Origin of the sequence: Bradyrhizobium sp. B117 (assembly GCF_038969555.1) — a bacterium.
GTDB lineage: Bacteria > Pseudomonadota > Alphaproteobacteria > Rhizobiales > Xanthobacteraceae > Bradyrhizobium.
This window is the reverse complement of sequence record NZ_CP152414.1, coordinates 8817264-8840682: the sequence shown is the minus strand read 5'-3', so window position 1 is coordinate 8840682 and position 23419 is coordinate 8817264. Positions and strand designations below refer to the sequence as shown.

General features: G+C 64.6%; 26 protein-coding genes and 1 pseudogene. 11 read left to right on the top strand and 16 right to left on the bottom strand.

The genetic code is table 11. From position 1 onward, the window contains the following. The first annotated feature begins 23 nt into the window (after nt 1–23). On the top strand, nt 24–428 hold the full coding sequence (locus AAFG16_RS42055) for a hypothetical protein (protein WP_342734773.1): 405 nt from the start codon (nt 24–26) through the stop codon (nt 426–428). A gap of 8 nt (nt 429–436) precedes the next feature. Here the strand turns inward: AAFG16_RS42055 and AAFG16_RS42050 are convergent, their stop codons facing one another. Then, nucleotides 437–1369: a DMT family transporter gene (locus AAFG16_RS42050; protein WP_342734771.1), complete on the bottom strand. Its 933-nt coding sequence runs from the start codon at nt 1367–1369 to the stop codon at nt 437–439. 426 nt (nt 1370–1795) lie between these two features. Between AAFG16_RS42050 and AAFG16_RS42045 the strand changes: the two genes are divergently transcribed. Both AAFG16_RS42045 and AAFG16_RS42040 read left to right on the top strand, forming a co-directional pair. Further along, nucleotides 1796–3088 (top strand): adenylosuccinate synthase, encoded by a 1293-nt coding sequence (locus tag AAFG16_RS42045; RefSeq protein WP_342734769.1) that lies wholly within the window; start codon nt 1796–1798, stop codon nt 3086–3088. Nucleotides 3089–3125: 37 nt separating this feature from the next. Further along, nucleotides 3126–4748: a hypothetical protein gene (locus AAFG16_RS42040; RefSeq protein WP_342734767.1), complete on the top strand. Its 1623-nt coding sequence runs from the start codon at nt 3126–3128 to the stop codon at nt 4746–4748. A gap of 4 nt (nt 4749–4752) precedes the next feature. Here AAFG16_RS42040 and AAFG16_RS42035 read toward each other — a convergent pair whose 3' ends face one another. The 4 genes from AAFG16_RS42035 to AAFG16_RS42020 form a co-directional block, all read right to left on the bottom strand. Then, nucleotides 4753–5295 (bottom strand): hypothetical protein, encoded by a 543-nt coding sequence (locus AAFG16_RS42035; RefSeq protein WP_342734765.1) that lies wholly within the window; start codon nt 5293–5295, stop codon nt 4753–4755. A gap of 127 nt (nt 5296–5422) precedes the next feature. Further along, nucleotides 5423–5695 (bottom strand): hypothetical protein, encoded by a 273-nt coding sequence (locus AAFG16_RS42030; RefSeq protein ID WP_283082059.1) that lies wholly within the window; start codon nt 5693–5695, stop codon nt 5423–5425. Between the two features lie 258 nt (nt 5696–5953). Beyond that, nucleotides 5954–6181 (bottom strand): hypothetical protein, encoded by a 228-nt coding sequence (locus AAFG16_RS42025; RefSeq protein WP_283082058.1) that lies wholly within the window; start codon nt 6179–6181, stop codon nt 5954–5956. Nucleotides 6182–6216: 35 nt separating this feature from the next. Next, nucleotides 6217–6453, bottom strand: a complete 237-nt coding sequence (locus AAFG16_RS42020; RefSeq protein WP_283082057.1) for a hypothetical protein — start codon at nt 6451–6453, stop codon at nt 6217–6219. Nucleotides 6454–6599: 146 nt separating this feature from the next. Between AAFG16_RS42020 and AAFG16_RS42015 the strand changes: the two genes are divergently transcribed. Both AAFG16_RS42015 and AAFG16_RS42010 read left to right on the top strand, forming a co-directional pair. Then, on the top strand, nt 6600–7025 hold the full coding sequence (locus AAFG16_RS42015; RefSeq protein ID WP_283082056.1) for a DUF5413 family protein: 426 nt from the start codon (nt 6600–6602) through the stop codon (nt 7023–7025). A gap of 62 nt (nt 7026–7087) precedes the next feature. Then, entirely contained in the window at nt 7088–7645 is a 558-nt protein-coding gene (locus AAFG16_RS42010) for a DUF4112 domain-containing protein (RefSeq protein WP_283082055.1), read from the top strand. A 266-nt stretch (nt 7646–7911) separates the two neighbouring features. On the opposite strand, the gene AAFG16_RS42005 is transcribed toward AAFG16_RS42010, so the two are convergent. The 4 genes from AAFG16_RS42005 to msrA all read right to left on the bottom strand — a co-directional run bounded on the left by AAFG16_RS42005 (nt 7912) and on the right by msrA (nt 9844). Then, complete coding sequence (locus AAFG16_RS42005) at nt 7912–8202, bottom strand: hypothetical protein (protein WP_271597491.1); 291 nt, start codon at nt 8200–8202, stop codon at nt 7912–7914. 214 nt (nt 8203–8416) lie between these two features. Further along, nucleotides 8417–8581, bottom strand: coding sequence for a DUF3309 family protein (locus tag AAFG16_RS42000; RefSeq protein ID WP_235543602.1), 165 nt, complete (start codon nt 8579–8581; stop codon nt 8417–8419). Nucleotides 8582–8689: 108 nt separating this feature from the next. After that, nucleotides 8690–9109 (bottom strand): peptide-methionine (R)-S-oxide reductase MsrB, encoded by a 420-nt coding sequence (gene msrB, locus AAFG16_RS41995; RefSeq protein WP_283082054.1) that lies wholly within the window; start codon nt 9107–9109, stop codon nt 8690–8692. A 30-nt stretch (nt 9110–9139) separates the two neighbouring features. Beyond that, a complete protein-coding gene (msrA, locus tag AAFG16_RS41990; protein WP_342734757.1) occupies nt 9140–9844 on the bottom strand; it encodes a peptide-methionine (S)-S-oxide reductase MsrA in 705 nt (234 codons plus the stop codon). 307 nt (nt 9845–10151) lie between these two features. Between msrA and AAFG16_RS41985 the strand changes: the two genes are divergently transcribed. After that, nucleotides 10152–11837 carry a caspase family protein gene (locus tag AAFG16_RS41985; protein ID WP_342734755.1) on the top strand — a complete coding sequence of 562 codons (1686 nt, stop codon included), beginning with the start codon at nt 10152–10154 and terminating at the stop codon, nt 11835–11837. A 323-nt stretch (nt 11838–12160) separates the two neighbouring features. Here AAFG16_RS41985 and AAFG16_RS41980 read toward each other — a convergent pair whose 3' ends face one another. From AAFG16_RS41980 to napE, 6 genes are all read right to left on the bottom strand, one after another. Beyond that, on the bottom strand, nt 12161–13276 hold the full coding sequence (locus AAFG16_RS41980) for an ATP-dependent RecD-like DNA helicase (RefSeq protein ID WP_342734753.1): 1116 nt from the start codon (nt 13274–13276) through the stop codon (nt 12161–12163). Nucleotides 13277–13572: 296 nt separating this feature from the next. Further along, nucleotides 13573–14235 (bottom strand): NapC/NirT family cytochrome c, encoded by a 663-nt coding sequence (locus AAFG16_RS41975; protein ID WP_283082050.1) that lies wholly within the window; start codon nt 14233–14235, stop codon nt 13573–13575. Beyond that, nucleotides 14232–14702 carry a nitrate reductase cytochrome c-type subunit gene (locus tag AAFG16_RS41970; RefSeq protein ID WP_283082049.1) on the bottom strand — a complete coding sequence of 157 codons (471 nt, stop codon included), beginning with the start codon at nt 14700–14702 and terminating at the stop codon, nt 14232–14234. The genes AAFG16_RS41975 and AAFG16_RS41970 overlap by 4 nt, the downstream gene beginning before the upstream one ends. Beyond that, entirely contained in the window at nt 14699–17212 is a 2514-nt protein-coding gene (gene napA / locus AAFG16_RS41965) for a nitrate reductase catalytic subunit NapA (protein ID WP_342734750.1), read from the bottom strand. Before napA ends, AAFG16_RS41970 begins: the two co-directional genes overlap by 4 nt. 16 nt (nt 17213–17228) lie before the next feature. Next, on the bottom strand, nt 17229–17543 hold the full coding sequence (locus AAFG16_RS41960) for a chaperone NapD (protein ID WP_342734748.1): 315 nt from the start codon (nt 17541–17543) through the stop codon (nt 17229–17231). Between the two features lie 25 nt (nt 17544–17568). Then, nucleotides 17569–17754 carry a periplasmic nitrate reductase, NapE protein gene (gene napE, locus AAFG16_RS41955; RefSeq protein ID WP_342734746.1) on the bottom strand — a complete coding sequence of 62 codons (186 nt, stop codon included), beginning with the start codon at nt 17752–17754 and terminating at the stop codon, nt 17569–17571. A 272-nt stretch (nt 17755–18026) separates the two neighbouring features. Between napE and AAFG16_RS41950 the strand changes: the two are divergent. The 4 genes and pseudogenes from AAFG16_RS41950 to AAFG16_RS41935 form a co-directional block, all read left to right on the top strand. Beyond that, nucleotides 18027–18416 (top strand): annotated as a pseudogene (locus tag AAFG16_RS41950) (helix-turn-helix domain-containing protein); the annotation flags it as partial. A gap of 89 nt (nt 18417–18505) precedes the next feature. Next, nucleotides 18506–19735, top strand: a complete 1230-nt coding sequence (locus tag AAFG16_RS41945) for an acyltransferase family protein (protein WP_342734744.1) — start codon at nt 18506–18508, stop codon at nt 19733–19735. Nucleotides 19736–19841: 106 nt separating this feature from the next. Beyond that, a complete protein-coding gene (locus tag AAFG16_RS41940; protein WP_342734742.1) occupies nt 19842–21047 on the top strand; it encodes an LLM class flavin-dependent oxidoreductase in 1206 nt (401 codons plus the stop codon). A gap of 215 nt (nt 21048–21262) precedes the next feature. After that, nucleotides 21263–21757, top strand: a complete 495-nt coding sequence (locus tag AAFG16_RS41935; protein ID WP_027560958.1) for a septal ring lytic transglycosylase RlpA family protein — start codon at nt 21263–21265, stop codon at nt 21755–21757. A gap of 172 nt (nt 21758–21929) precedes the next feature. On the opposite strand, the gene AAFG16_RS41930 is transcribed toward AAFG16_RS41935, so the two are convergent. Beyond that, the gene (locus AAFG16_RS41930) at nt 21930–22091 is read right to left on the bottom strand and encodes a hypothetical protein (protein WP_283082045.1); all 162 of its coding nucleotides are present in this window, start codon (nt 22089–22091) and stop codon (nt 21930–21932) included. Nucleotides 22092–22485: 394 nt separating this feature from the next. Between AAFG16_RS41930 and AAFG16_RS41925 the strand changes: the two genes are divergently transcribed. Then, the gene (locus AAFG16_RS41925) at nt 22486–23268 is read left to right on the top strand and encodes a helix-turn-helix transcriptional regulator (RefSeq protein WP_342734739.1); all 783 of its coding nucleotides are present in this window, start codon (nt 22486–22488) and stop codon (nt 23266–23268) included. Nucleotides 23269–23419: the final 151 nt, after the last annotated feature.

The following is a 23419-nucleotide window of genomic DNA, read 5'->3' as shown; positions in this document are numbered from 1 at the left end:
AAATTGGAAAGCCGGAGCTTGCCATGCAGACTGCCCTCGTGATCGCGCTGTCGCTTCATGTGTTGTCGTCCGTGTTCTGGGCGGGATCAAGCTTCGCACTGGCGCGCACCGGCGCTGCCGGTGGGGAGCAACTCGTCTTTCCACAGCTTGGCGCAGCCACGATCGCAATCGTGACCGGAGGCTATCTCGGCCATCTCGTTCATGCCGGCAGCTTCGGCACGACGGAGCAGGTGCTGGCGCTCGGCGCGGTGTGCGCATTGATCGCCGTCGGCGTTCAGGCGGCGATCGGCCCTCGCGCAGTGATCACCTTGCGTCGTGGCACCGGCGATCTCCAGGGCGTGCGTTCGCGCATTGCGACCGCGCAGCGCGTGGCGGCGGGGCTGCTCGGCATCACCGCGCTCTGCATGGGCGCCGCGCGTTATATCTGAGGGCGATCTTACGTCGTCTGCTTCCGCGACGCCACGAACACGCCCGACAGCACCAGCGCAAATCCAATGAAGTGGAACGCCTGCGGGTGCTCGCCGAGGAACGCCATCGCCATGATCGAGCCGAACACCGGCACGACGTGGAAGAACGGCGCGGCGCGGTTGGCGCCGATCAGGCGGACGCCACGATTGAAGCAGAGGTAGGCGAGCGTCGACGGGAACACGGCGACATAGAACAGCGTCAAGAGGTTCGGCCCGTCGAGCTTCATGACGGGGCGCGCGGACAATTCCCAGATCTCGAGCGGAATGAGACAGGCGGCGCCGGCGCCGAAGGTGAAGGCGAGGAACGACAGGCCGTGCATCGGCGGCCGCTTCAGGGTCAGCACCGAATACAGCGCGAAGATGATCAGCGCGACGATGAAGATGAGATCGCCCTTGTTGAACGCGATGTTCGACAGCGCGGTGAAATCGCCATGCAGCAGGATGGTCAGCACGCCGCACATCGACAGCAGCACGCCGAACGCCTGGCCTGCGGTGAGGCGGACGCCGAGGATGGCGAGCGACCACAGCGCCACCAGCAGCGGCGCGGCCGATTGCAGCAGCAGCGTGTTGAGCGCCTGGGTATGCTCCAGCGCCCAATATTGCAGCGTGTTGAAGGCGCCGATGCCGATGATCGAGAGCGTGATCATCAGGCCGAGCCGCCCCCGGATCGCGGGCCAGTCCTGGGCGAGGTGCTTCCAGGCGAACGGCAGCACCATCAGGAAGGCGAAGGTCCAGCGCAGGAACGACAGCGTCACCGGCGGGATGTGGCCGGCGGCCAGACGCCCGACGATGGCATTGCCGGCCCAACACAGCGCGGTGATGCTGAGCAGCAGGTAAGGCTGGTTGGCGATCCAGTTGTGGCCGGAGGTCTCCGCGCCTGTGGTCTGCCCGGTGGCGGTCATTGTGATTGCTATGGCCCCGCGTCATGCGCCGAGGCCCCGGCCCGGCGCTGTCCAGGCTGGCTGATAGCCCGGCCTGGCTCAAAGACACGGAAATCGCGGTTGCATCAACGGGGGGCGGATGCATCGCGACCATGCAGCGACGAAGGCGGCTTCTCACGCTTTGGTCGAAGCCATGGCGCCGGCCGCCAAGGTTGCGAGATTTTAAGGGTATATCAAAGGCTTGGAAGGGCTTTCGAGCCGCGAAAAAGCCCCGTTCTTGCTTGCCTAGAGGGGCCGCTTCCTTTATCCGGTGGGGCTGCCTCGCGTGCGAACGGCCTTGGGCCGGGAATTGGGCTGGGCGCTAGGCGCGATCTTAGGAAAAGCGGATTCCGGTTTTCCGTTTGGATCGTGCCACCTACAGAGAAATCTTCGAAGGATTACCCGCGAATGGCCAATGTTGTCGTCGTCGGCGCCCAGTGGGGCGACGAAGGAAAGGGCAAGATCGTCGACTGGTTGTCGGAGCAGGCGGATATCGTCGCGCGCTTCCAGGGCGGCCATAATGCCGGCCATACGCTGGTCATCAATGGCGAGACCTACAAGCTCGCGCTGCTGCCCTCCGGCGTGCTGCGCTCGTCGAAGCTGTCGGTGATCGGCAATGGCGTCGTGTTCGATGCGCAGGCCTTCCTCGACGAGGTGACCAAGCTGCGCGGCCAGGGCGTCGCGGTCGGCCCGGAGAATCTGCGCGTCGCTGAGAACGTGACCCTGATCCTGCCGCTGCACCGCGAGCTCGATGCGCTTCGTGAATCGTCCAATTCGGCGACCGCGATCGGCACCACGCGTCGCGGCATCGGACCTGCCTATGAGGACAAGGTCGGCCGCCGTGCGATCCGCCTGATGGACCTTGCCGATCTCGACACGCTTCCGCACAAGATCGACCGGCTGCTGGCGCACCACAACGCGCTGCGTCGCGGCCTCAACCTTCCGGAGTTCGACGGCAACGAGATCCTGAAGGAGCTGAGCGCGCTGGCGCCGCAGCTGCTGCCTTATGCGGAGACCGTCTGGCGCCTGCTCGACACCGAGCGGCGCGCCGGCAAGCGCATCCTGTTCGAAGGCGCGCAAGGCGCGCTGCTCGACGTCGACCACGGCACCTACCCTTACGTCACCTCGTCCAACACGGTGGCGGCGCAGGCTGCGACCGGAACGGGCCTTGGCCCGAGCGCGGTCGGCTACGTGCTCGGCATCTGCAAGGCCTATACGACCCGCGTCGGTCAGGGCCCGTTCCCGACCGAGCTGCTGAACGAGATCGGCGAGGAGATCGGCCGCAGGGGCCGCGAGTTCGGGGTCAATACCGGGCGCAAGCGCCGCTGCGGCTGGTTCGACGCCGTGTTGGTCCGCCAGACCGTGCGGACCTGCGGCATCACAGGCCTCGCGCTGACCAAGCTCGACATCCTCGACGGTTTCGACACCATCGAGGTCTGCACCGGCTACAAGCTCGACGGCAAGGAGATCGACCATTTCCCGGCCGGCGAGGGCGCCCAGGCCCGGGTCGAGCCGATCTACGAGACCATCGAGGGTTGGAAGGAGCCGACGGCCAATGCACGGTCGTGGGCACAGTTGCCGGCCCAGGCCATCAAATATGTCCGCCGGATCGAGGAATTGGTGGGGTGCCCGGTGGCGCTGCTTTCCACCAGCCCCGAACGTGAAGATACTATCCTGGTGCAAAATCCGTTTGAGGCTTAACGAAATCTTACCGGGACGCGCGTATAGTTGAGTAGAAATGGCTGATTACTATCCGCTGATCGCCCGCGCTATTGCTGCCCTGGACCCGAACGCTCCCGGCGAGAGCCGTCGCGCGCTCTATGAGCGCGCGCGCACGGCGCTGATCGCGCAGCTGCGCAGCGTGCAGCCGCCGCTCTCCGAGTCCGAGATCACCCGCGAACGGCTGTCGCTGGAAGAGGCGGTTCGCAAGGTCGAATCGGAGGCCGCCCAGCGCGCCCGCGAGGCCTCCCGCCCCGGCGGGGGCGGCGGTGGGCGTGGCGGCAGTGGCGATGCGTTCCGGAGAGCCAGCACCCGCGCCGCCGAGGGCAATCCGGCCGCACCTCAGCCCGGTGCCCCGCCGCGCACCCGTCCGGCCCCGCCACCGCCGCGGGCAGATCGTCCGTCCTTCAACGTCGATGACCAGGGCGATGCCCAGCGTCCGCCGCGGGCGCCGCGTTTCGACGCCCCGCGCCAGCCGGGTCCCCCCGCTCCACCGATGCCGGAGCCGCCGGCGCCTGCGCAGGCCGGGCGCGATCGTGCCGGCGGGCGCCGTCCGCCGGACATCGGACCCCCGCCGCCGCTGCCGCCAGCGCCGGGCGTGCGCGGCTTCCGCGACATCACCGCGGACGCCAACGATCTCGGCGGCGCCGCCGCGCAGGCCAATCGCGCCGCGCGCCGCACCTACGCCAACGTGCCCTCGCCCTCGCCGGAATTCGACCGGCTGGAGCCGAGCCTGGAAAACCGCGCCGGCGAGCAGGACGCGCCCTATTCCTACGACGAGTCGATCGAGGAGGCCGAGCGCTACGCGCCGCAGCCGCCATCGCCGCGTCCGCGCATCGCGCCCGAGCGCGAGGCCAAGAAGCGCGCCCGCACCGGCTCGATGTTCCCGTTCAAGAGCGCGATCGCTGTCGGCATCGTGCTGATCCTGGTCGGCGCCGGCATCCTCTGGGGCAAGCAGCTGGTCCAGACCGCGACCAATCTGTTCAAGTCCTCACCGACCCAGGTGGTGGAGGCGCCGAAGGATTCGTCGCAGCCGCAGAGCAAGCCGAAGATTCCGGATCGCGTCGGCCAGCCTTCGGCCAGCGACCAGCCGGTTGCGCCGGTGGCGCAGAAGGTCGTGCTCTATGACGAGGATCCGTCCGATCCGAAGGGCAAGCAATATGTCGGCTCGGTGGTGTGGCGGCTCGAGCCGATCAAGGCGTCGGGCAACCAGAAGGCCGACGTCGCCGTGCGCGCCGACATCGAGATTCCTGACCGCAAGTTCAAGATGACGATGTCGTTCCGCCGCAACACCGACTCCTCGCTGCCGGCGAGCCACACCGCGGAGCTGACCTTCATCCTGCCGCCGGATTTCCCGGGCGGCAGCGTCTCCAACGTGCCGGGCATCCTGATGAAGTCGAACGAGCAGGCGCGCGGCACGCCGCTCGCCGGCCTCGCGGTCAAGGTCACCGACGGCTTCTTCCTGGTCGGCCTCTCCAACGTCGATGCCGACCGCGCCCGCAACGTCCAGCTCCTGAAGGAGCGCTCATGGTTCGACGTGCCGCTGGTCTACGCCAACCAGCGCCGCGCCATCATCGCCATCGAGAAGGGCGCCCCCGGCGAGCGCGCCTTCAACGACGCCTTCGCGCAGTGGGGCGATTAGCCCATCACCTCGACGTCGAGCCGATCGGATTCTCGGGAGAGCCAAGGCCCGAGCCGGAGCTGCCGATCGGCTGCCCGTTGGCGGTATGACCGACGCCGACACCGGCCGCGCCGACGGCGCCCGTTGATTGATCCGCTCCCGGTGCCGTGTTCGAACCGTTGATGGCCGTACTCCTCTGAGCGGACGCCGTCGCGCTTGGACCAACGAGCGATGGATCGGACGGCACGAAATAGTTCGTCGCCTTCCTTGGCGTGAAGATTGGGCCTGTGGTGGTTCCCGTCGTGCGGCCTGTGGTTCCGACGGTGCCGCCGGTTATTCCCAAATTGGTCGCCGGCCTGATGGTGTTGGTTCCGCTGTATGCGCCGTAGCCACCCGCCCCATAGGCCCCGTTCCCGTAGGCGCCCGTCGAACCCGCTGCAGCAGCGGCGCTCGCGGAACCGGTACCGCCCGAGCCGGCGGCAGCTCCGCTCGTGCCTTGCGCAAGGGCCGGCGTGACGATGCCGGCAAGGACGATCGCGACCAGCGTTCCACATGTCCGTGAAGCCATGATCCCCTCCGATGCTCGTTCGAAACGGATCAATGTCGGGAACCCAACAATGGTTCCCGTGACGTCGAGCACGCGGCGAGCGCGTTGTCGCACCCGCCGCTGTTCGAGGCTGTCGGCGGCCGAGCGCTTATTGCGCCGCAGCTTCCCGCTTGCGCGCGGCTGCGGCCGCCGCGTGCTCGCGGTCCATCACGGCGCGGCAGCCGGGGCTGACATGCGACTTGTTCCGGACCATGCAGGCAGTGATCCTGGGGATGTCAGGGATTTCACTGGAGCACAGCCGCATCGCGTCGGCGGAGCACATCTGCTGTGCTTCCGACGAGAAGGCGAGGCCGGGTGATGTCTGGAGTGCGATGGCGGCGGTGAAGGCCAACAGCGAAACGATGGTGTGATAGCGTGACATGCAGATACGTCCCCGAGTTCCCTAGGGCTTGAGCCATTTTGATTTTGGGGCGCCGCACGCGGCTTGATCTGCCGCATGTCACAGCCTTCACGCCGGGAGCCTGCTCCCGCATGTAGTCGCTCGATTTCCTGATGTCCGAATCGAAAAGTGCTGCGCCGCCCGATTCGAGTATGCGCCATTGTCACGCAGCTGCAATGGTCAACGTGAAGGAATTCGCGATTGTTGCGCGCGCGTCACGCGGAAAGCAGCAACGCGCGGTCAGACCCGATCGGACGATGCGCTCGCTTCGTCCGCGTCATCAGCGCCGAGCGCAGCCGCGTGTTCCTCGACGGCGCTGATGCCCTTTGGCGTGAGCTCGAACAGATCGCCGTCCTTCATCACGTAGCCGTCGGCGATCAGCTCGCCGATCTTGCCGTGCCGGTCATCGGCGAAGGCAACGGATTGGCTGATGTCCCTGAGGATCGAGAGTTGTTCGTCGCGCAGCATGTCTGACGTCTCCGATCTCCGCGGGGGCGCGATCCTCACATGCCGTGGCTCTGGAAGACCTTGGCGCAGGCGCGCGACAGCTTGGCGCGGTTGGCCTGCAGGCAGCTCTGCACCGCGCCGTCATTGCCGAGGTCCTTGCGGCAGAGCCGCGATGCGTCCCGCGAGCAGGCGTTCTGCTCTTGCTGCGTGCCCATGTGGCCTTGTGCAAGAGCGGCGGATAGGCCGCTCATGGCGACCAGCGTGATCGTCGCCAGAACAAGTTTGCGGGACATCGGCGGCTCCAATCCGGCAGGAATGTTTCAGGTCCTGTCTGAACTCGGCGCCTTGCCACTTGTTCCCCCTCGAGGCAGCGCCCGCGCCCGCTGTTCAAGGTTCCCGCGGCGCTGCTATAACGGGGGTGGAGTAACGAGGGTGTTCGATGAAACGCTATCTGGTGTTTGCGCTGGTCGGTCCGTTCGTCGGCGGATTCCTGCTGCTGCTGACCACCACCTACCAGTCCGGCTACTGGGCCCAGACCAATCTCGGCGAGGTCGGCAAGCTGTTCGTGGTGTTCTTCAAGACCCTGCAATACAGCTACCTGTTCGGCTTCCTGCCCTCGCTGATGATCGGCGCGGTCGACGACATCCTGCTCCATGTCAGGCGGATCGGCCCGGTCGTGCGCATGCTCCTGGTCGGCCTGTTCGCCTTCGTGCTGGCCTCGCTGACCTACAGCTCGCGCGGGCCGGATTCCGGCGCGGTTCAGTTCATCCTGTACGGCCTGGTCGGGTTCGTGCCGGCGGTGCTTTCGTCCTGGCTTGTGCATAGATATGTCGAGGAGCCGCGGCCGGCGGCGGCCCCGACCTGAGCACGCGGCCTTTTGGGCGCGGTGCAGCAACCCTCGCCGCGATGGCGCGTTCTCCAGAGACCATGACCATGTCCGACGACGACATCCTTGCTCCGCGCAAATCCCGTTCGGGCGAGCGCTCGCGCGCGCGTTTTTCGGACCGCGAGGCGCGCGGGCCGATCATCGACCAGGAGGGGCATGAGATCCGCCCCGAGACGCTCGACCAGGGCTTTCGCGAGTTTCGCTTCGAGTTCGGCAAGGACAATCCATTCACCGGTAGTCCATTCGGCAATCTCACCCGCGAGCAGCGCATCGCGCGGCTCGAGGCGATCGCAAAGCTACTCGACGTCGCCTTCATCCTGCCCGGCACCAATATCCGCTACGGCATCGACGGGCTGATCGGGCTTATCCCCGTCATCGGCGACATCATCACCACCGCGATCTCGCTGTGGCTGGTGCGCGAGGCGCGCGCCTTGGGCGCGCCCTGGTACATCACCGCGCGCATGCTCGGCAATGTCGCGGTCGACGGCGTGGTCGGCATGGTGCCGTTCGCCGGCGATGCCTTCGACGTCATGTTCCGCGCCAACATGCGCAACGTGCGCCTGCTGCGCCGCTGGCTCGACAAGCAGCCGCGGATGTAGGCTCTGTTTCCGCATTCAGTATTGGTCGTCATGCCCGGGCAGAAGCGCGAAGCGCGTCTTCGCGCTAGATGTCCCGGGCATCCACGTTCTTCGTTCCGCTAGGCAAGGCGTGGATGGCCGGGACATAGGCGAGCGGAAGCGACGCCGTCCTTCGGACGGCTAAGCCCGGCCATGACGGATGAAAGCAACCATCGCCCCCAAAAGCAAAAAGCGCGATGACCTCCAGGCCATCGCGCTCCTGCGCACATCGAAGTTTTGCGAATAACTTACGCCGCGTCGGCGTCGGTCTCGGCAGGCGCCGGCTTGGGACGGCGGGGCAGCGGGAAGGCTTCGCTCTCATAGAGCGAGCGGATGCCGTTCTGGTCGAAGCGCGCTTCCTCGACCTGGAGATAGGCGCCGTTCAGCGAATCCGTCGGCAATTGCTCCATCGCGAACTGCACGGCTTCGGCCGCGGTGCCGAACCGGCGATAGGTGAAGCCCGCGCGCTTCTTTTTGCGGATCGCGGCGGGGAACAGTTCGGCGGAAGTGTTGAAGTTGAACGGACGCAGTGGACGCATGGTCAAAGACCTCGTGATCTTCTCTGGGGCTTTAAGCGCGTGGGGTTTGGGAGGGCAGGGGCCGCAATCGAGCGGGCCCGCCGCACATGTCATTTTCGCCCACTAATATAGGCCGATTTGACAAAATTGCGACCCCTGCGATGGGAGATGATGAATCCATGCATGGCAGCCCCGCAGGCGCGATAAATCAAGTAATTTCAAATACTTGTATGGTTTACAGTTTGCCAAGAAGCAGCAGCACGATCAGCACCACCAGAACGACGCCGCCGATCCCCATGCCGGAATGGCCCATGCCATAGCCGTAGCCGCCGATCCGGCCGGACCAGCCGCCCAAGAGATAGATGATCACCAGGATGATCAGGATGGTCCCAAGCGTCATGGCATCCTCCCTGGCGGCCGCCGGACTGTGCGCATCGGCCGCACCGCCAGGAGAGAAAACCATATGAGTGCCATCGGGTTCCATCATGGAACCCGATGGCGCGTAATATTATTTCGGCTCGAGCTTCAGCGCCGCCGAGTTGATGCAGTAGCGCAGCCCGGTCGGCCCGGGACCATCCGGGAAGACATGGCCGAGATGGCCGCTGCACTTGGAGCACAGCACCTCGGTGCGGATCATGCCGTGGCTCACGTCGCGCTCCTCGTCGATATGGCTCTCGACGGAGGGCTGGGTGAAGCTCGGCCAGCCGCAGCCGGAATCGAACTTGGCATCGGATTCGAACAGCACATTGCCGCAGCCGGCGCAGACATAGGTGCCGGCACGGGGGTCGTGCTCATATTCGCCCGTGAAGGGACGCTCGGTCGCCTTCTCGCGCAGCACTGCGTACTGCATCGGCGTCAGCTCGCGCCGCCACTGCTCCTCGCTCTTGATGACCTTGTCGTCGGTGGTTTTTGCCTTGGTGTCGGGCATGGGTCTCCCGTTTCTTCTGTGAACTCGCGATCAGTTGGTGGCCTTGCTGGCACTCACCAGCGTCGGCTTCTCAATGTAGTTATCCGCGAACAGCTTTTTCAGGTTCTCGACCTTGGGAAGGTCGTTGTAGGCGATGTAGGGCTGGTTCGGGTGCAGCGTCAGATAGTCCTGGTGATAGGCCTCGGCCGGGTAGAACGCCTCCAGCGCGCCGACCTTGGTCACGATCGGCCTATTGAACAGCTTGGCGCTGTCGAGCTGGGCGATATAGGCCTCCGCCACCTTCTTCTGCTCGTCGGAGGTGGTGAAGATCGCCGAGCGATATTGCGTGCCGGTGTCGGGGCCCTGGCGGTTGAGCTGGGTCGGATCGTGCACCACCGAGAAGTAGATCTGGAGGATTTTTCCGTACGAGATCTTCTTCGGGTCGTACTTGATCTCGACCGACTCGGCGTGGCCGGTCCGGCCGCTCGAAACGGTCTGGTAATCGGCGGTCGCCTTGGTGCCGCCGGCATAGCCGGAGACCGCGTTGACCACACCTGCAGTGTGCTGGAAGACGCCCTGCACGCCCCAGAAGCAGCCGCCGGCGACCACCGCGGTCTGGATGCCGGTTGCCGGCGCCGCGTCCATCGCGGGAGCGGGGATCACGACCGCGTCCTCGGCGGCCCGCGACGGCATGGCAAGGGCCAGCGTCGCGGCGGCGGTGGCGGCGAGCAGGGACAAAAGGACAGGTCGGCGCATGGCGGATCCTCTTTCGGAAGGGCTGGCAGTCTAGGGCGCTTGGCGGCGGGCGAACAGTCCGCCCGGCCGCGTTTTCGCGTCATCCAAGATACGGGCAGAGCCGGCGATTGTTACGCCGTCAGGCACACGAGGCTGTGAAGACCGCCGAGTGAGACGGCCGGCTTGGCGAGATGTGGAACTCCGGGCTAAGAGCATGATCCGGAAAAGTGTGAAGCGGTTTTGCGCAAAGATCATGCTCAAACAACAGATGAACCCGCACGATCGACGATCGACTTAGAAAAGTGGTGGCTGGAGCTGACCTGACAACATGCTGCGCGTCGTTTCCCTGACCCTCGTCGTCCTTGTCGCGGGGGCCGCGATCGCCGCGGCCGAGCCGCAAGCCGGCGACGATCTCGCCATTTGCCGCGACCGCCAGGGCGAGGCCCAGGCACGCGCGAAAGCCTGCGACAATCTGCTCAATGCCGACCGTGTCACCGGCAAGGACAAGGCCATTGCGCTCTCGGTGCGCGGCAACACGCTGCTCAACAAGCGCGACTACGTCCACGCGATCGAGACCTTGTCCATGGCCATCGACCTCGATCCGGACTACGTCATCGCGCTCAACCTCCGCGGCCTCGCCTACGAGCGCAAGGGCCAGGATGATCTCGCGATGGCCGACTACAACCTCGCGCTCCAGAAGCGGCCGACCTACGGCGTGCCCTACAACAATCGCGGCGTCATCCAGTTGCGCCGCGGGGCGATACAAAGCGCAATCGACGATTTCAACCTGTCGATCAAGTACACGCCGAAATTCCTGCTCGGCTGGACCAACCGGGCCCGCGCGCGCACCTTGATCAAGGATTACAACGGCGCGATCGCCGATTTCGCCGAGGCCGAGAAGATCGATCCGGCCGCGCCGCAGATCGCCAGCAACCGCTGCATCACCTATGGCCTGATGGGCAAGTACGACCAGGCCTTTGCCGATTGCAATGCCCTGATCGAGCGGCAGCCGAAAAACGTCTACGCGATCAATAATCGCGCCGACGTCAGCATGATGAAAGGCGATCTCGACGTCGCGCTGAAGGACTACAACACGGCGATCCAGTTCAATCCGAACAATGTCCGCGCCCATTCCGGCCGCGGCCAGATCTACGAGCGGAAGAAGGATCTCGCCCAGGCCCGCGCCGACTATCGCTCGGCGGCCTATTCGCTGACGAATTTCGACGAGATCGACGTCGCGCGCGCCCGCGCCATCGCGCGGGAGCGGCTCGCCGCGCTGACGCCGCAGGCGCCCGCCGGCGCGCCTGGGCGCCGCGTCGCGCTCGTGATTGGCAACGGCGCCTACAAGAACGTCCACGCGCTGCCCAATCCGCCGCGCGACTCAAAACTGATCGCGAACGCGCTGCGCGATGTCGGCTTCCAGACCGTGATCTCCGTCAGCGATCTCACCCGCGACAAGTTCTTCGAAGCGCTGCAGAGGTTCGCAGCCGAAGCGGAGAAGGCCGACTGGGCCGTGGTCTATTACGCCGGCCACGGCTTCGAGATCGGCGGGGTGAACTATCTCGTTCCGGTCGACGCCAAGCTCGCCGCCGACACGGACGCCGAGAGCCAGGCGGTTGCGCTCGAGCAGGTCATCGCCGCCGTCGGTGCTGCGCGAAAGGTGCGCCTGGTGATGCTTGATGCCTGCCGCGACAATCCGTTTGCGCCGACCATGCAGCGCACGCTGTCGCTGAAGCTGGTCGACAAGGGCTTTTCCAACATCGAGCCCGGCGCCGGCTTCATGGTGGTCTACGCCGCCAAGCACGGCGAGACCGCGATGGACGGCGACGGCGGCGCCGACAGTCCCTTCGCCACCGCGCTCGCCCGCGAGATCAAGGAGCCGAAGGTCGAGATCCGAAAGCTGTTCGACATCATCCGCGACGACGTCTGGGCCGCCACCAAGCACGAGCAGCAGCCGTTCACCTACGGCTCCCCGCCGGGCAGAGAGGATTTTTATTTCGCGGCGGGGAAGTGAGGGTTTGCGTGTGGGATGGCGGAGCGTCAATCTGCGCTGTCGTCCCTGCGAACGCAGGGACCCATAACCCCAGGGAGAAGTGCGGGGCAAGGCGCCCACTCCGAGTCGTCGCAAAACATCTTCCTGTGGGTATGGGTCCCGGATCTACGCTTCGCTTGTCCGGGACGACAGCGGAGATTGAGGCAGCGGTGCCGTAGGGTGGGCAAAGCGACTTGTCCGCCGTAGCTCGAAGAGCGAAGGCGGAAGCGTGCCCACGCATTTTATCGTTTATGAAGGAGAGCGTGGGCACGGCGCTGCGCGCCTTTGCCCACCCTACGGCAGCGTCACACGACGATACTCAACCGCTTCGCCGCCCGCGTGATGCCTGTGTACAGCCACCTTGCCCGGCTGTCCTGAAACGCAAAGCTCTCGTCGAACAGCACGACGTCGTCCCATTGCGAGCCCTGCGACTTGTGCACGGTCAGCACATAGCCGTAATCGAACTCGTCGTAGGGCTTGCGCTGCTCCCAGGCGATCTGCTCGACGCCGCCCTCGAAGCAGTCGGCGCGCACGGAGACCTTCGTCACCTTGTGCCCAAAGTCCTCGTCGGGCGACAGCCGCATCGAGAGGATGCGCGATTTTGAGCGCGAGGTGTTGCGCGACTTGACGCGCCAGAGGCCGCCGTTGAACAGGCCCTTCTTGCGGTTGTTGCGCAGGCACACGAGCTTGTCGCCGGCGACGGGAAACTGGTCCTCGATGTTCTGCCGCTGGCGCACCCGCATGTTGTAGGCGCGCCTGGTGTTGTTGCGGCCGACCAGCACCTGGTCGGCGCCCATGACGCGATCGGGATCGAGCTCTTTGCGCGACACCACCTCGCTCTCGCCATAGCGGCCGATGTCGAGCTCGCGGCCCTCGCGCACGTCCATCGACATCCGCACGATCGGATCGTCCTGCGCCTGGCGGTGCACCTCGGTCAGCATCGCGTCGGGCTCGGAATTGGTGAAGAAGCCGCCGCCCTGGATCGGCGGCAGCTGCGCGGGATCGCCCAGCACCAAGAGCGGGCAGTCGAACGACATCAGGTCGCGGCCCAATTCAGCATCGACCATCGAGCATTCGTCGATCACGATCAGCTTGGCCTTGGACGCCGGCGCGTCGTCCCACAATTCGAAGCTCGGCTGCTCCTCGCCGGATTCGCGGGCGCGGTAGATCAGCGAATGGATGGTCGAGGCCTCGTCGCAGCCCTTGTTGCGCATGACGAGCGCCGCCTTGCCGGTGAAGGCGGCGAATTTCACCTCGCCGTCGACGCCCTCGGCGATATGCCGCGCCAGCGTGGTCTTGCCGGTGCCGGCAAAGCCGAACAGGCGGAACACCGGCGGGGTGCCGCCTCGTCCGGGTTTTGCTTTCAGCCAGTCGCCAACGGCCTTGAGCGCGGCGTCCTGATGCGGGGTGAAGGTGGCCATGTCTGTCTTGAGGAGGGGCGAAACGAGGCGATTCGCCGTCTCCCAAAACTAACCATTCGCCCCGCCCGTTCAAGCGCGGGGCTACTCCTACTATTAGCAGGCAATCCCATATATGCCGGCGCAATAGGTCGTCATGCCCGGGCTTGTCCCGGGCATCCACATTCTTCGTACCGCGTGGTCGGACGTGGATGGCCGGGACATAGGCGAGCGGAAGCGACGCCGTCCTTCGGACGGCTATGCCCGGCCATGACGGTGTGGAGGCTTTGGCACCCGAAGCCAAGTCAGATGCGATCGCCCTACTGCCAGCCGGGAACGCCACGCATGTCGGGCAGGTGGTGCGCGATGCCCTTGTGGCAATCGATGCAGGTCTTCTCGCCGGTGAACAGGAAGCGCTGGTGCGCGACTGACGCCCGCGGCGACTGTTTGGTGATGTCCATGGAATCGGCGCTGTGGCAGTTGCGGCATTCCAGGGAATCGTTGGCCTTGAAGCGCGCCCATTCATGGGCCGCGAGCTCGAGCCGGTGATCCAGGAATTTTTCGCGCGTATTGATCGTGCCGAAGATCTTGCCCCAGACCTCCTTGGAGGCCTGCATCTTTCGCGCGATCTTGTCGGTCCAGTTGTGCGGCACGTGACAATCGGGGCAGGTGGCGCGCACGCCGGAGCGGTTGGTGAAGTGGATGGTCGACTTCAGCTCGGCGTACACGTTGTCCTTCATCTCGTGGCAACCGGTGCAGAATTTCTCGGTGTTGGTGAGCTCCAGCGCGGTGTTGAAACCGCCCCAGAAGATCACGCCGGCTATGAAGCCGGCGAGCACCAATGTGCCCAATGCGAACACCGTGCTCGGCCGCGTCAGCACGCCCCAAAGCTCGAGCGCGAAGTCCCAGCTTCGCGCGATGAAGCCGCGCTTGGCCTTCTCCTGCTCCAGCTTTTCGTTGGGCCCGTCAGCAGTTGTCGTCATCGCCGGCCACCCGGGCTTGCGCGCGACAGCAGCGTGTCGATGTCGGTGAAATCGTTGCTGACAGGCGGCGTCGCGGTGTTCTGCGGCACGTGGCATTCGGTGCAGAAGAAGCGGCGCGGCGAGATCGAGGCCAGGAACTGGCCGTCGCGGTCCATGAAATGCGTGATCGAGACCATCGGCGCCTGCGATTCCGCCGTGCGCGCCCGCGCATGGCAGGACAGGCATTTGTTGCCATTGAGGTCGATCTGGTAGCCGTCGATGGTGTGCGGAATGACCGGCGGCTGCTCCGGATAGTTGCGCGACTCCCGCTCGGAGGTGTTGCGGTTCGGCAGCATCGGCGGCGCCGGGCCCTCGTCATTGAGCGGGGCCGGGCCGCGCAGGCCCGACGTCACGGTCTGCGCGGTCAGCGAGCTCGCGCCGGCCGCGATCGCGACCGCGAGCAGCGCTATGCCAAATCGTTTCATCATGACTGGGTCACCCGCTCGATGCGCACGGCGCATTTCTTGAAGTCGGTTTGCAGCGAGATCGGATCGGTGGCGTCCAGTGTCACCTTGTTGATCAGCTTGGATTCGTCGAACCACGGCACGAACACGAGACCCTTCGGCGGCCGGTCGCGGCCACGCGTCTCGACGCGGGCGCGGATGTAGCCGCGGCGCGAGACCACCTTCACCTCGTCGCCGCGCCGCACCTTCATGTCCTGCGCATCATCAGGGTGCATGAAGCAGACGGCTTCGGGGAATGCCTTGTAGAGTTCGGGCACGCGGCGCGTCATGGTGCCGGAATGCCAGTGCTCCAGCACGCGGCCGGTCGAGAGCCAGTACGGGTACTCCTGGTCAGGCGATTCCGCCGCCGGCTCGAAAGGCAACGCGAAGATGCGCGCCTTGCCATCGGGATAGCCGTAGAACTGCACGTCGGTGCCCTGCTTGACATAGGGGTCGCTGCCCTCGCGGAAGCGCCACTTCGTTTCCTGGCCATTCACCACCGGCCAGCGCAGGCCGCGCTCTTTGTGGTAGCTCTCGAACGGCGCGAGGTCATGGCCGTGGCCGCGGCCGAACTGGGCGTATTCCTCGAACAGGCCCTTCTGCACGTAGAAGCCGAACGCCTTGGATTCTTCGTTGGCGTAGCCCTCCTCGATCTCCGAGGTCGGAAACTTGTCGACCTGGCCATTTTTGTAGAGCACGTCGAACAGCGTCTTGCCGCGAACCTCCGGCTTCTTGGCGATCAGCTCCTCCGGCCACACCTCCTCGATCTTGAAGCGTTTCGAGAACTCCATGAGCTGCCAGAGGTCGGACTTGGCTTCGCCCGGCGCATTGACGAGCTGGTGCCAGAACTGCGTGCGGCGCTCGGCATTGCCATAGGCGCCTTCCTTCTCCACCCACATCGCGGTCGGCAGGATCAGGTCGGCGGCGAGCGCCGTCACGGTCGGATAGGCGTCCGAGACCACGATGAAATTGTCGGGGTTGCGGAAGCCCGGATAGGTCTCCTCGTTGACGTTGGGGCCGGCTTGCAGGTTGTTGTTGACCTGCACCCAATAGGCATTGATCAGGCCGTCCTTCAGCATCCGGCTCTGCAGCACGGCATGGGCGCCGTTCTTGTCGGGGATGGTGCCTTCGGGCAGCTGCCAGATGTGCTCGGCGTGATCGCGATGCGCCTTGTTGGTCACGACCATGTCGGCGGGCAGGCGGTGCGAGAAGGTGCCGACCTCGCGCGCGGTGCCGCAGGCCGAGGGCTGGCCGGTCAGCGAGAACGGGCTGTTGCCGGGCGAGGAGATCTTTCCGGTCAGAAGATGGATGTTGTAGACGAGGTTGTTGCACCAGACGCCGCGGGTGTGCTGGTTGAAGCCCATGGTCCAGAACGAGACCACCTTTGTCTTGGGATCGGCGTAGAGCTCGGCAAGCGCCTCCAGGCGATTGAGCGGCACGCCGGACATCTTTGCCGCCTTCTCCAGCGTGTAGTCCGACACGAACTTGACGAACTCGTCATAGCTCATCTCGGTGGAGTCGTTGGCCTTCGCCGCGCCCGTCGCCTTCTTCTGCAGCGGATGCTCGGGCCGCAGGCCATAACCAATGTCGGTCTGCCCGCGCCGGAAGATGGTGTGGGCGTTGACGAAATCCTTGTTGACGCGGCCGGTCGTGATGATGTGGTTGGCGATGGCGTTGAGGATGTAGAGATCGGTCTGCGGCACGAACACCATGCCGATGTCGGCGAGATCGAACGAGCGGTGCTCGAACGTGGAGAGCACGGCGACCCGGACATGCGGCGCGGACAGCCGGCGGTCGGCGAGGCGCGTCCACAGGATGGGGTGCATCTCCGCCATGTTGGAGCCCCACAGCACGAACGCGTCGGTGGCCTCGATGTCGTCATAGCAGCCGGCCGGCTCGTCGATGCCGAAGGTCCGCATCATGCCGGCCACGGCCGAGGCCATGCAGTGCCGCGCATTGGGATCGATGTTGTTGGTGCGGAAGCCGGCCTTGAACAGTTTTGACGCCGCATAGCCCTCCCAGATCGTCCACTGGCCGGAGCCGAACATGGCGACGCCGTTCGGCCCGCGCTTCTTGATCGCCTCCTTCCACTTCGCCTCCATGATGTCGAAGGCTTCGGTCCAGGACACTGGCGTGAAGTCGCCGTTCTTGTCGTACTTGCCGCCGCTCTTGCGCAGCATCGGCTGCGTCAGGCGGTCATGGCCGTACATGATCTTGGAGAGGAAGTAGCCCTTGACGCAGTTGAGGCCGCGATTGACCTCGGCCTTGATGTCGCCATGGGTGGCGACGACGCGGTTGTCCTTGGTCGCGACCATCACCGAGCAGCCGGTGCCGCAGAAGCGGCAGGCGGCCTTGTCCCATTTCAATTCGCTGTTGTCGCGCTCGGTGACGAGATTGGCGGCAAGCGACGGCGCAGGCATGCCGGCAGCGGCGGCCGCGATGGCGGCGGCTTCCAGCTTCAGCATCTGACGGCGGTCGAGCTTCGGCGATGTCATGATGGCTCTCCGGCCCTTAAGTCGTTTCGATGGCGTGGAAGACGAGCGCCGCGGAATAGACGTGGCGCAGCGACTGGATGGTGTTGAGCAGGGTGCCGAGGCTGCCGGCATCCGGCGCCTCGGTCACGACGACGAGTTTTCCGCGCGGATCTCGTCCGTGAATTTCGCAGCCGGGAAGCGCGGCGATCTCGGCTTCCAATTCGGAAAGGCGCTCGGGGCGCGCCTGCACGACGATGCTGGCGATCTCGCAGCCGGGCGGGGAGATGACGCGCTCGGTGCTGAGCACCCGGCCGGTGATCAAGGCGCGGCGGTTGAGTGTGGTTTGGGCCATGATGCCTGTCTTTCGCTTGTCGGGATCAATGCGGGGAGGGCGGCGGGCCGGGCGGACCGGCGAACATCTGGTAGATCCAGACGCCGAGGCCATAGGAGCCGACCGTTCCGACCGCGAGGACGGGCATCACGACCGCGGTCAGGAACAGGAAGGCGAAAATCTCCATGCGCTTACGGCGCACGCGCGGGGTCGTGTCGTCAGGGGCCGACATATTCGGTCTCTCTGAAATGGTATTGGGAATCGGGACGGCATCCGGGCCGTTGCCTTGCTCCACCTTAAATGCAGCAGCACCGCTAACGCGTTGATCTGGATCAAGCTGTCCGGTTGCAACGAGGGGGCGCCGCCACGACCACAAGCGCAAGTTTAGATTGTGCAGGCGCGAAGGCGATGCGAGAGTCGAGTTCCCTGACGGAGACGACAAGGTGTGATGGGGCTCACGGCCATCGATCTCGGGCTGCGCGGCGCGACGGGCGGCGTATTCCTGATCCCATCCTGCTGCGGCGTCTCGACCATCTGATGACGGTGGAGCGAACCTACCGGCAGGAAGGTCTTGCGATCGGGGCGCTCGCAGCACGGCTCGGCGTTCCCGAGCACCGGCTGCGCCAGGCCATCAACGAAGGCCTCGGCTATCGGAACTTCAACGCGTTCCTCAACCACTACCGCATCGAGGAGGCCAAGCTGGCGCTGTCCGACCCGGCGCAGCGGGACGTCCCGGTGCTGACCATCGCCATGGATGCCGGCTTCCAGTCGATCGGACCGTTCAACCGCGCCTTCAAGGCCGAGACCGGCGTGACCCCGACCGAATTCCGGCGCGATGCGCTGAGCCGGCCGGATCAGGCTGACATCAGCGAACCGCGTCGAGAAATCGGCTAGCCGATTTTTGGATCGGGCGAGAGTGCCCCATCCCGATGGAGCAGACTGGGCGGCGAGAAACCTTCTCGCCAGCCGCAATGAGCCCACCCATGTCTCCTTTGCCCGCCGCCGCCCCGACATCAGAACGGCTCCACGCTCTCGATGCGCTCAGGGGAGGGGCCCTGTTGCTCGGCATCGTCCTGCACGCGACATTGTCGTTCGTGCCTGCCACGCCCCGGTTCTGGTTCATTCAGGACACCCATCCAAGCCTGCTCCTGGGCCTGTTGTCCTTCACCATCCACGTCTTCCGGATGACCACCTTCTTCCTGATGGCGGGTTTCTTCGCGCGCATGAGCTTTCATCGCCGCGGCACCCGAGGTTTTGTCCGGGACAGGCTGCAGAGGATTGGACTGCCGCTCGTGATCGGCTGGCCGATCCTGTTCGTCCCGATGAGTCTCATCGCGATCTGGGCGTCTCATTTCCCGAATGGCGGTTGGTCCCGCAGCTGGCCGCCGGTGCTGCCGAATTTCCCCCTGACCCATCTCTGGTTCATCTACGTGCTGCTCGAGCTCTATGTCGCCATGCTGCTGCTGCGCGGCGCATTTGTCTGGCTCGATGCATCGGGCGCGTGGCGCGCGGTGATTGATCGCCTCTTCGCAGGGATCATGAGAAGTCCGCTGGCCCCCCTTGTTCTGGCGATCCCGATCGGCATCGCTTTCTGTCTCGACCAACGCTGGATCAATGTGATGGGTGTGAGGACGCCTGATCAATCGCTCATCACCAATGCGCAGGCCTGGATCGGCTTCGGCACCGCCTTCGCCGCCGGCTGGCTGCTGCATCGGCAGATCGACCTGCTGCGGCTCATCGAGCGGTGCTGGCTTGCGCACCTCCTTCTCGTGATCGTCCTGATCCTGATCAGCTTCGTGCTCTCAGGTGTGATGTTGTCTGCGCCGGGCGCGCCGAAATTGCCCATCAGTTTCGCGACACTCAGGCATGTCTCCGCCGTTCTCTACGCACTGGCGATATGGATTGCGACCTTCGCGGTCATGGGGCTCGCGCTTCGCTTCATGTCGGGCTTCAGCCCGACCCGGCGCTACCTCGCCGATGCCTCCTACTGGCTCTATCTGATCCACATGCCGATCGTGATGGCGCTCCAGCTCGTGCTGTCGCAACGCGACTGGCCCGCTCTGGTCAAGTTCGCGATCATTCTCGTCGTCGCGATTCCGCCGATGCTCGCGAGCTATCATCTGATGGTGCGCTTCACCTTCATCGGCGCGGTGCTGAATGGCCGCCGCGCGGAAAAGCGCGTTCTCCCGCGCAGCGGAATTGCGACCGCGTAGACAGCGCCGCCTCACCCATTAAGATGCCCGCAACAAGAACAAGCGGGCAAGAAACTGGACAAGAAACTGGACAAGAAAACCGGGCAAGAAAACTGGGAGAGGCGTCATGAAGTTCGGCATCTTCTACGAGCTGCAGCTGCCGAGGCCCTGGGGCGCCGGGGACGAGCTCGCCCTCTACCAGAATGCGCTCTCGCAGATGGATCTCGCCGACAAGCTCGGCTACGACCATGCCTGGGTCGTCGAGCATCACTTTCTCGAAGAATACTCGCACTCGCCGTCGCCGGAATCCTTCCTCGCAGCTGCGAGCCAGCGGACCAAGAACATCCGCCTCGGCCACGGCATCCTCCAGCTCACCACCAACCATCCCGCGCGCGTCGCCGAACGCGTCGCGGTGCTCGATCTGCTCTCCAACGGCCGCTGCGAATTCGGCATGGGCGAGAGCGCGTCGATCACCGAGCTGACGCCGTTCGGCCGCGACATGGAGACCAAGAAGGAGGTGTTCGAGGAGGCCGTCGCCGCGATCTTCCCGATGTTCAAGGACGCAGGCAGCGAGCACCACGGCAAGTATTTCGACATCCCCTTGCGCAATGTCGTGCCGAAGCCGGTGCAGAAGCCGCATCCGCCGCTCTGGATGGCCTGCTCGCAATTGCCGACCATCGAGCGCGCCGGCCGTCACGGCTTTGGCGCGCTCGGCTTCCAGTTCGTCAGCGCCGATGCCGCGCATGCCTGGGTGCATGCCTACTACAATGCCATGACCAAGCGGCTGCACAAGCTCGCCGACTACGAGATCAATCCGAACATGGCGCTGGTGTCGTTCTTCATGTGCGCCAAGACGGATGAAGAGGCGCGCGCCCGCGCCGACGGCGCCACCTTCTTCCAGTTCGCGCTGCGCTTCTACGGCGCCTCGCAGAATCGCCAGCGTCCCGCGCCCTACACCGTCAACATGTGGGACGAGTACAACAAGTGGAAGCGCGACAACCCGGAAGCGCAGGAGGCTGCGCTGCGCGGCGGTCTGATCGGCTCGCCCGAGACGATCCGAAAGAAGCTGAAGCGCTTCCAGTCCTCGCATATCGATCAGGTCATTCTGCTGAATCAAGCGGGCAAGAACAGCCACGAGCACATCTGCGAATCGCTCGAGCTGTTCGGCCGCGAAGTGATGCCGGAATTCCAGAATGATCCCGCGCAGGCCGCGTGGAAGCAGGGTGTGATGAGCGGCGAGATCAAGCTGGAAGAGATCGACACTGAGGCTTTCACGGATCGCTACGGCAAGCTCGCGATCAATGTCGCACCAGCCAAGGCGGTGGCGGAATAGGCTGTTCGTCAGGTCATGTTGCTGACGCATTCTCTGTCTTAACCGGCGACAACGTAAAACACTGCGTGGGAACCACTCGGGTTCGCACGACGGTTCCATAGCCAAGGGGTTGGCACGAATCCGTAAAAGTCCGGTGCAAGCTTGATGAACGCGTCCGCGTTCGCTTGCGCTGTTTGCGGTGTCGGGAACCGGCGATCTAAAAAATCACAGGAGTTATGATGTCGTTCCGCTCGAGCGCCGCAGTTTGCGGCGCCCTGGTTGCGCTTGCCGTTTCTGTTACCGTTGCCCGGGGTGAAACGCGTGGGGTTCCTTCAAGCACCGTCGTTGATGCCGCTTCCGGAAATGCAGTCGTCGGCGCTGCATCCATGTACAATCCATTCAAGCCCGGCAAGGAGGAGGGCGGGCCGAGCACAGCTTCCGGCGAGCGCTATAATCCCTCGGAGTGGACCGCGGCCATCAAGACGAGTCTGCGCAGGAAATTTGGTGGGGTCCTATTTGGTGAGCGGCCGAAATACGCCCTCGTCGAGGCCGTCGGCAAGAAGGTCATCGTCAAGATCAACGACGTCGGACCACTCAGGCCCGGCCGCATCATCGACTTCAACGAGCGCACGATGCGGCACTTCGATCCAAGCCTCGAGCGCGGAGTCATCCAGGACGTCAAAGTCAGCCCGCTTTCAGGCGACGACTGGACACCGGGGCCGGTGGGCTGAACGTCTCACGCAAGAGACGTCGTGTACGTCTCGGACAAATCGTCTGCTGGGACGATCGTATGACGGACTGGCGAAGCGCGATGAAGTTTGATGCGGCAACGGGGGAGGTGCGCTCCCTCTCCCGCTTGCGGGAGAGGGTGTCTCCGCAAGCGAGAACACCAGCCGTTCCGCTTCAGCTGCTGCCGTACTGGTCTTGATCGTAGGACTGCAGGATCCGGACAAAATCAGCCATGCTGGATTGATCTCGGTTTTCGGCAACGACCGCAACCTCTGCATGGGATGTGGACTGGCTTCCTTGCCAGAACCGCATCAGGAGATCGGCGATGTTTCTCATGGCGTACTCTCTGCGGCCAAGCGTGGCAGTAGACACCAATTGAGCGGCAACGCGCCGCTAAAGCACGATCCGGAAAAGTGCGAAGCGGTTTTCCGGATAGATCGTGCGTAAAACCTAAAGGTCGAGAAAGGCCGGCGGGCGCTACGCCGCCGACCCTGCCCCGCAACTGCCGGCTCGCAAGACCGGTTCCGTTGCTTTTCACTCTGGATTTATTGGTAGCATCAGGCACTCGGATGGCGCCATTGCGCAGGGGTATGGAGGGGCCATACTTAGGTAGGCTTGGACTAGTGAATCGGAATCGGTCGACCTAGCCGCTGCGTACGCCGGCCTCGCCAGCTTCCGGTAAAATCCTCTTGCTGCTATCCTCCAACAAAAGCGTCTGACGGAGGAAGCAATGCGATCCCATGGGGCAGGCTCAGGCTTGGCGGTGGGCAACGTCGCGTCCGCAGTGCTCGCCATCGGCCGCCCCGATTTCCCGAAGGTCCTGATCGAGACGCTGCGCCGGCAGGCCGGAGTCGGCCATTGCATGGTGTTCGCGCTGACGCGTGCCGGCGCGGCGAGCTGTTTGCTCGATGCCGGCAACATCCCGACCGGCGCCGATCTCGGCGCGGCCTATGCCGGGCAATTCCACGAATCCGATCCCAATCGCGATGCGCTGTTCGAGGGCGAGGGCGGTGCGCCGATCATGCTGCCCGCGTTCGCGCCGCGCATGTACAGTGCACGTTACCGAAAAATCTTCTTCAACGATTCCGACATCGTCGACAAATGCGCCACCGCGATCTGGACCGGCGACATCTGCTTCTACGTCAATTTCTACCGCATCACGTCTCAGGGCCGCTTCGGCGATGCCGAGCGTGCGCGGCTTCAGGCGATTGCGCCCGCGATCGGCGCCAGCGTCGCCCGTCATTTCCAGCAGGCCGCAACGCCGGACCAGAACCTCGCCGCGCTGTTCGCAACGCGCGCGCCGCTCTGCGCACTGACGCCGCGCGAGCAGGAGGTCTGCCGCCATATCCTGCTCGGCTTCAGCTCCGAGGCGATCTCGCAAGGACTCGGCATCAGCCTGCATTCGACCCTGACCTACCGCAAGCGCGCCTATGAGCGGCTCGGCATCTCCTCGCAGAACGAATTGTTTGCGATCGTGCTGAGCCTGCTCTCGGGGCCTCAGGGTCTGAACTGAGATAGACTCCAAGTCCGCGATATCGGCTTCCGAGAGCAAAGCGGACAGGCCGTCTGCCGCCAGGATCCTCGCGCTTCGACCCGAAGCGGACGTTTGCGCGCCGGAAAGCCGCCGCAGCCGAGCAACGGCGCAAAGAGATTGAGGCCGCTGT

Coding starts and splice junctions, on each gene's coding strand:
- AAFG16_RS42030 (WP_283082059.1), bottom strand. CDS start 5,695: ATGTCACGCTATCACACCATCGTTTCGCTGTTGGCCTTCACCGCCGCC.
- msrA (WP_342734757.1), bottom strand. CDS start 9,844: ATGCGCCGACCTGTCCTTTTGTCCCTGCTCGCCGCCACCGCCGCCGCG.
- AAFG16_RS42035 (WP_342734765.1), bottom strand. CDS start 5,295: ATGGCTTCACGGACATGTGGAACGCTGGTCGCGATCGTCCTTGCCGGC.
- AAFG16_RS41930 (WP_283082045.1), bottom strand. CDS start 22,091: ATGAGAAACATCGCCGATCTCCTGATGCGGTTCTGGCAAGGAAGCCAG.
- AAFG16_RS42050 (WP_342734771.1), bottom strand. CDS start 1,369: ATGACCGCCACCGGGCAGACCACAGGCGCGGAGACCTCCGGCCACAAC.
- AAFG16_RS42040 (WP_342734767.1), top strand. CDS start 3,126: ATGGCTGATTACTATCCGCTGATCGCCCGCGCTATTGCTGCCCTGGAC.
- AAFG16_RS42010 (WP_283082055.1), top strand. CDS start 7,088: ATGACCATGTCCGACGACGACATCCTTGCTCCGCGCAAATCCCGTTCG.
- AAFG16_RS42000 (WP_235543602.1), bottom strand. CDS start 8,581: ATGACGCTTGGGACCATCCTGATCATCCTGGTGATCATCTATCTCTTG.
- napA (WP_342734750.1), bottom strand. CDS start 17,212: ATGACATCGCCGAAGCTCGACCGCCGTCAGATGCTGAAGCTGGAAGCC.
- AAFG16_RS41945 (WP_342734744.1), top strand. CDS start 18,506: ATGTCTCCTTTGCCCGCCGCCGCCCCGACATCAGAACGGCTCCACGCT.
- AAFG16_RS42020 (WP_283082057.1), bottom strand. CDS start 6,453: ATGTCCCGCAAACTTGTTCTGGCGACGATCACGCTGGTCGCCATGAGC.
- AAFG16_RS41975 (WP_283082050.1), bottom strand. CDS start 14,235: ATGACGACAACTGCTGACGGGCCCAACGAAAAGCTGGAGCAGGAGAAG.
- AAFG16_RS42055 (WP_342734773.1), top strand. CDS start 24: ATGCAGACTGCCCTCGTGATCGCGCTGTCGCTTCATGTGTTGTCGTCC.
- AAFG16_RS41970 (WP_283082049.1), bottom strand. CDS start 14,702: ATGATGAAACGATTTGGCATAGCGCTGCTCGCGGTCGCGATCGCGGCC.
- AAFG16_RS41985 (WP_342734755.1), top strand. CDS start 10,152: ATGCTGCGCGTCGTTTCCCTGACCCTCGTCGTCCTTGTCGCGGGGGCC.
- AAFG16_RS41935 (WP_027560958.1), top strand. CDS start 21,263: ATGATGTCGTTCCGCTCGAGCGCCGCAGTTTGCGGCGCCCTGGTTGCG.
- AAFG16_RS41980 (WP_342734753.1), bottom strand. CDS start 13,276: ATGGCCACCTTCACCCCGCATCAGGACGCCGCGCTCAAGGCCGTTGGC.
- napE (WP_342734746.1), bottom strand. CDS start 17,754: ATGTCGGCCCCTGACGACACGACCCCGCGCGTGCGCCGTAAGCGCATG.
- AAFG16_RS42015 (WP_283082056.1), top strand. CDS start 6,600: ATGAAACGCTATCTGGTGTTTGCGCTGGTCGGTCCGTTCGTCGGCGGA.
- AAFG16_RS41960 (WP_342734748.1), bottom strand. CDS start 17,543: ATGGCCCAAACCACACTCAACCGCCGCGCCTTGATCACCGGCCGGGTG.
- AAFG16_RS41940 (WP_342734742.1), top strand. CDS start 19,842: ATGAAGTTCGGCATCTTCTACGAGCTGCAGCTGCCGAGGCCCTGGGGC.
- AAFG16_RS42025 (WP_283082058.1), bottom strand. CDS start 6,181: ATGCTGCGCGACGAACAACTCTCGATCCTCAGGGACATCAGCCAATCC.
- AAFG16_RS42045 (WP_342734769.1), top strand. CDS start 1,796: ATGGCCAATGTTGTCGTCGTCGGCGCCCAGTGGGGCGACGAAGGAAAG.
- AAFG16_RS42005 (WP_271597491.1), bottom strand. CDS start 8,202: ATGCGTCCACTGCGTCCGTTCAACTTCAACACTTCCGCCGAACTGTTC.
- msrB (WP_283082054.1), bottom strand. CDS start 9,109: ATGCCCGACACCAAGGCAAAAACCACCGACGACAAGGTCATCAAGAGC.
- AAFG16_RS41925 (WP_342734739.1), top strand. CDS start 22,486: ATGCGATCCCATGGGGCAGGCTCAGGCTTGGCGGTGGGCAACGTCGCG.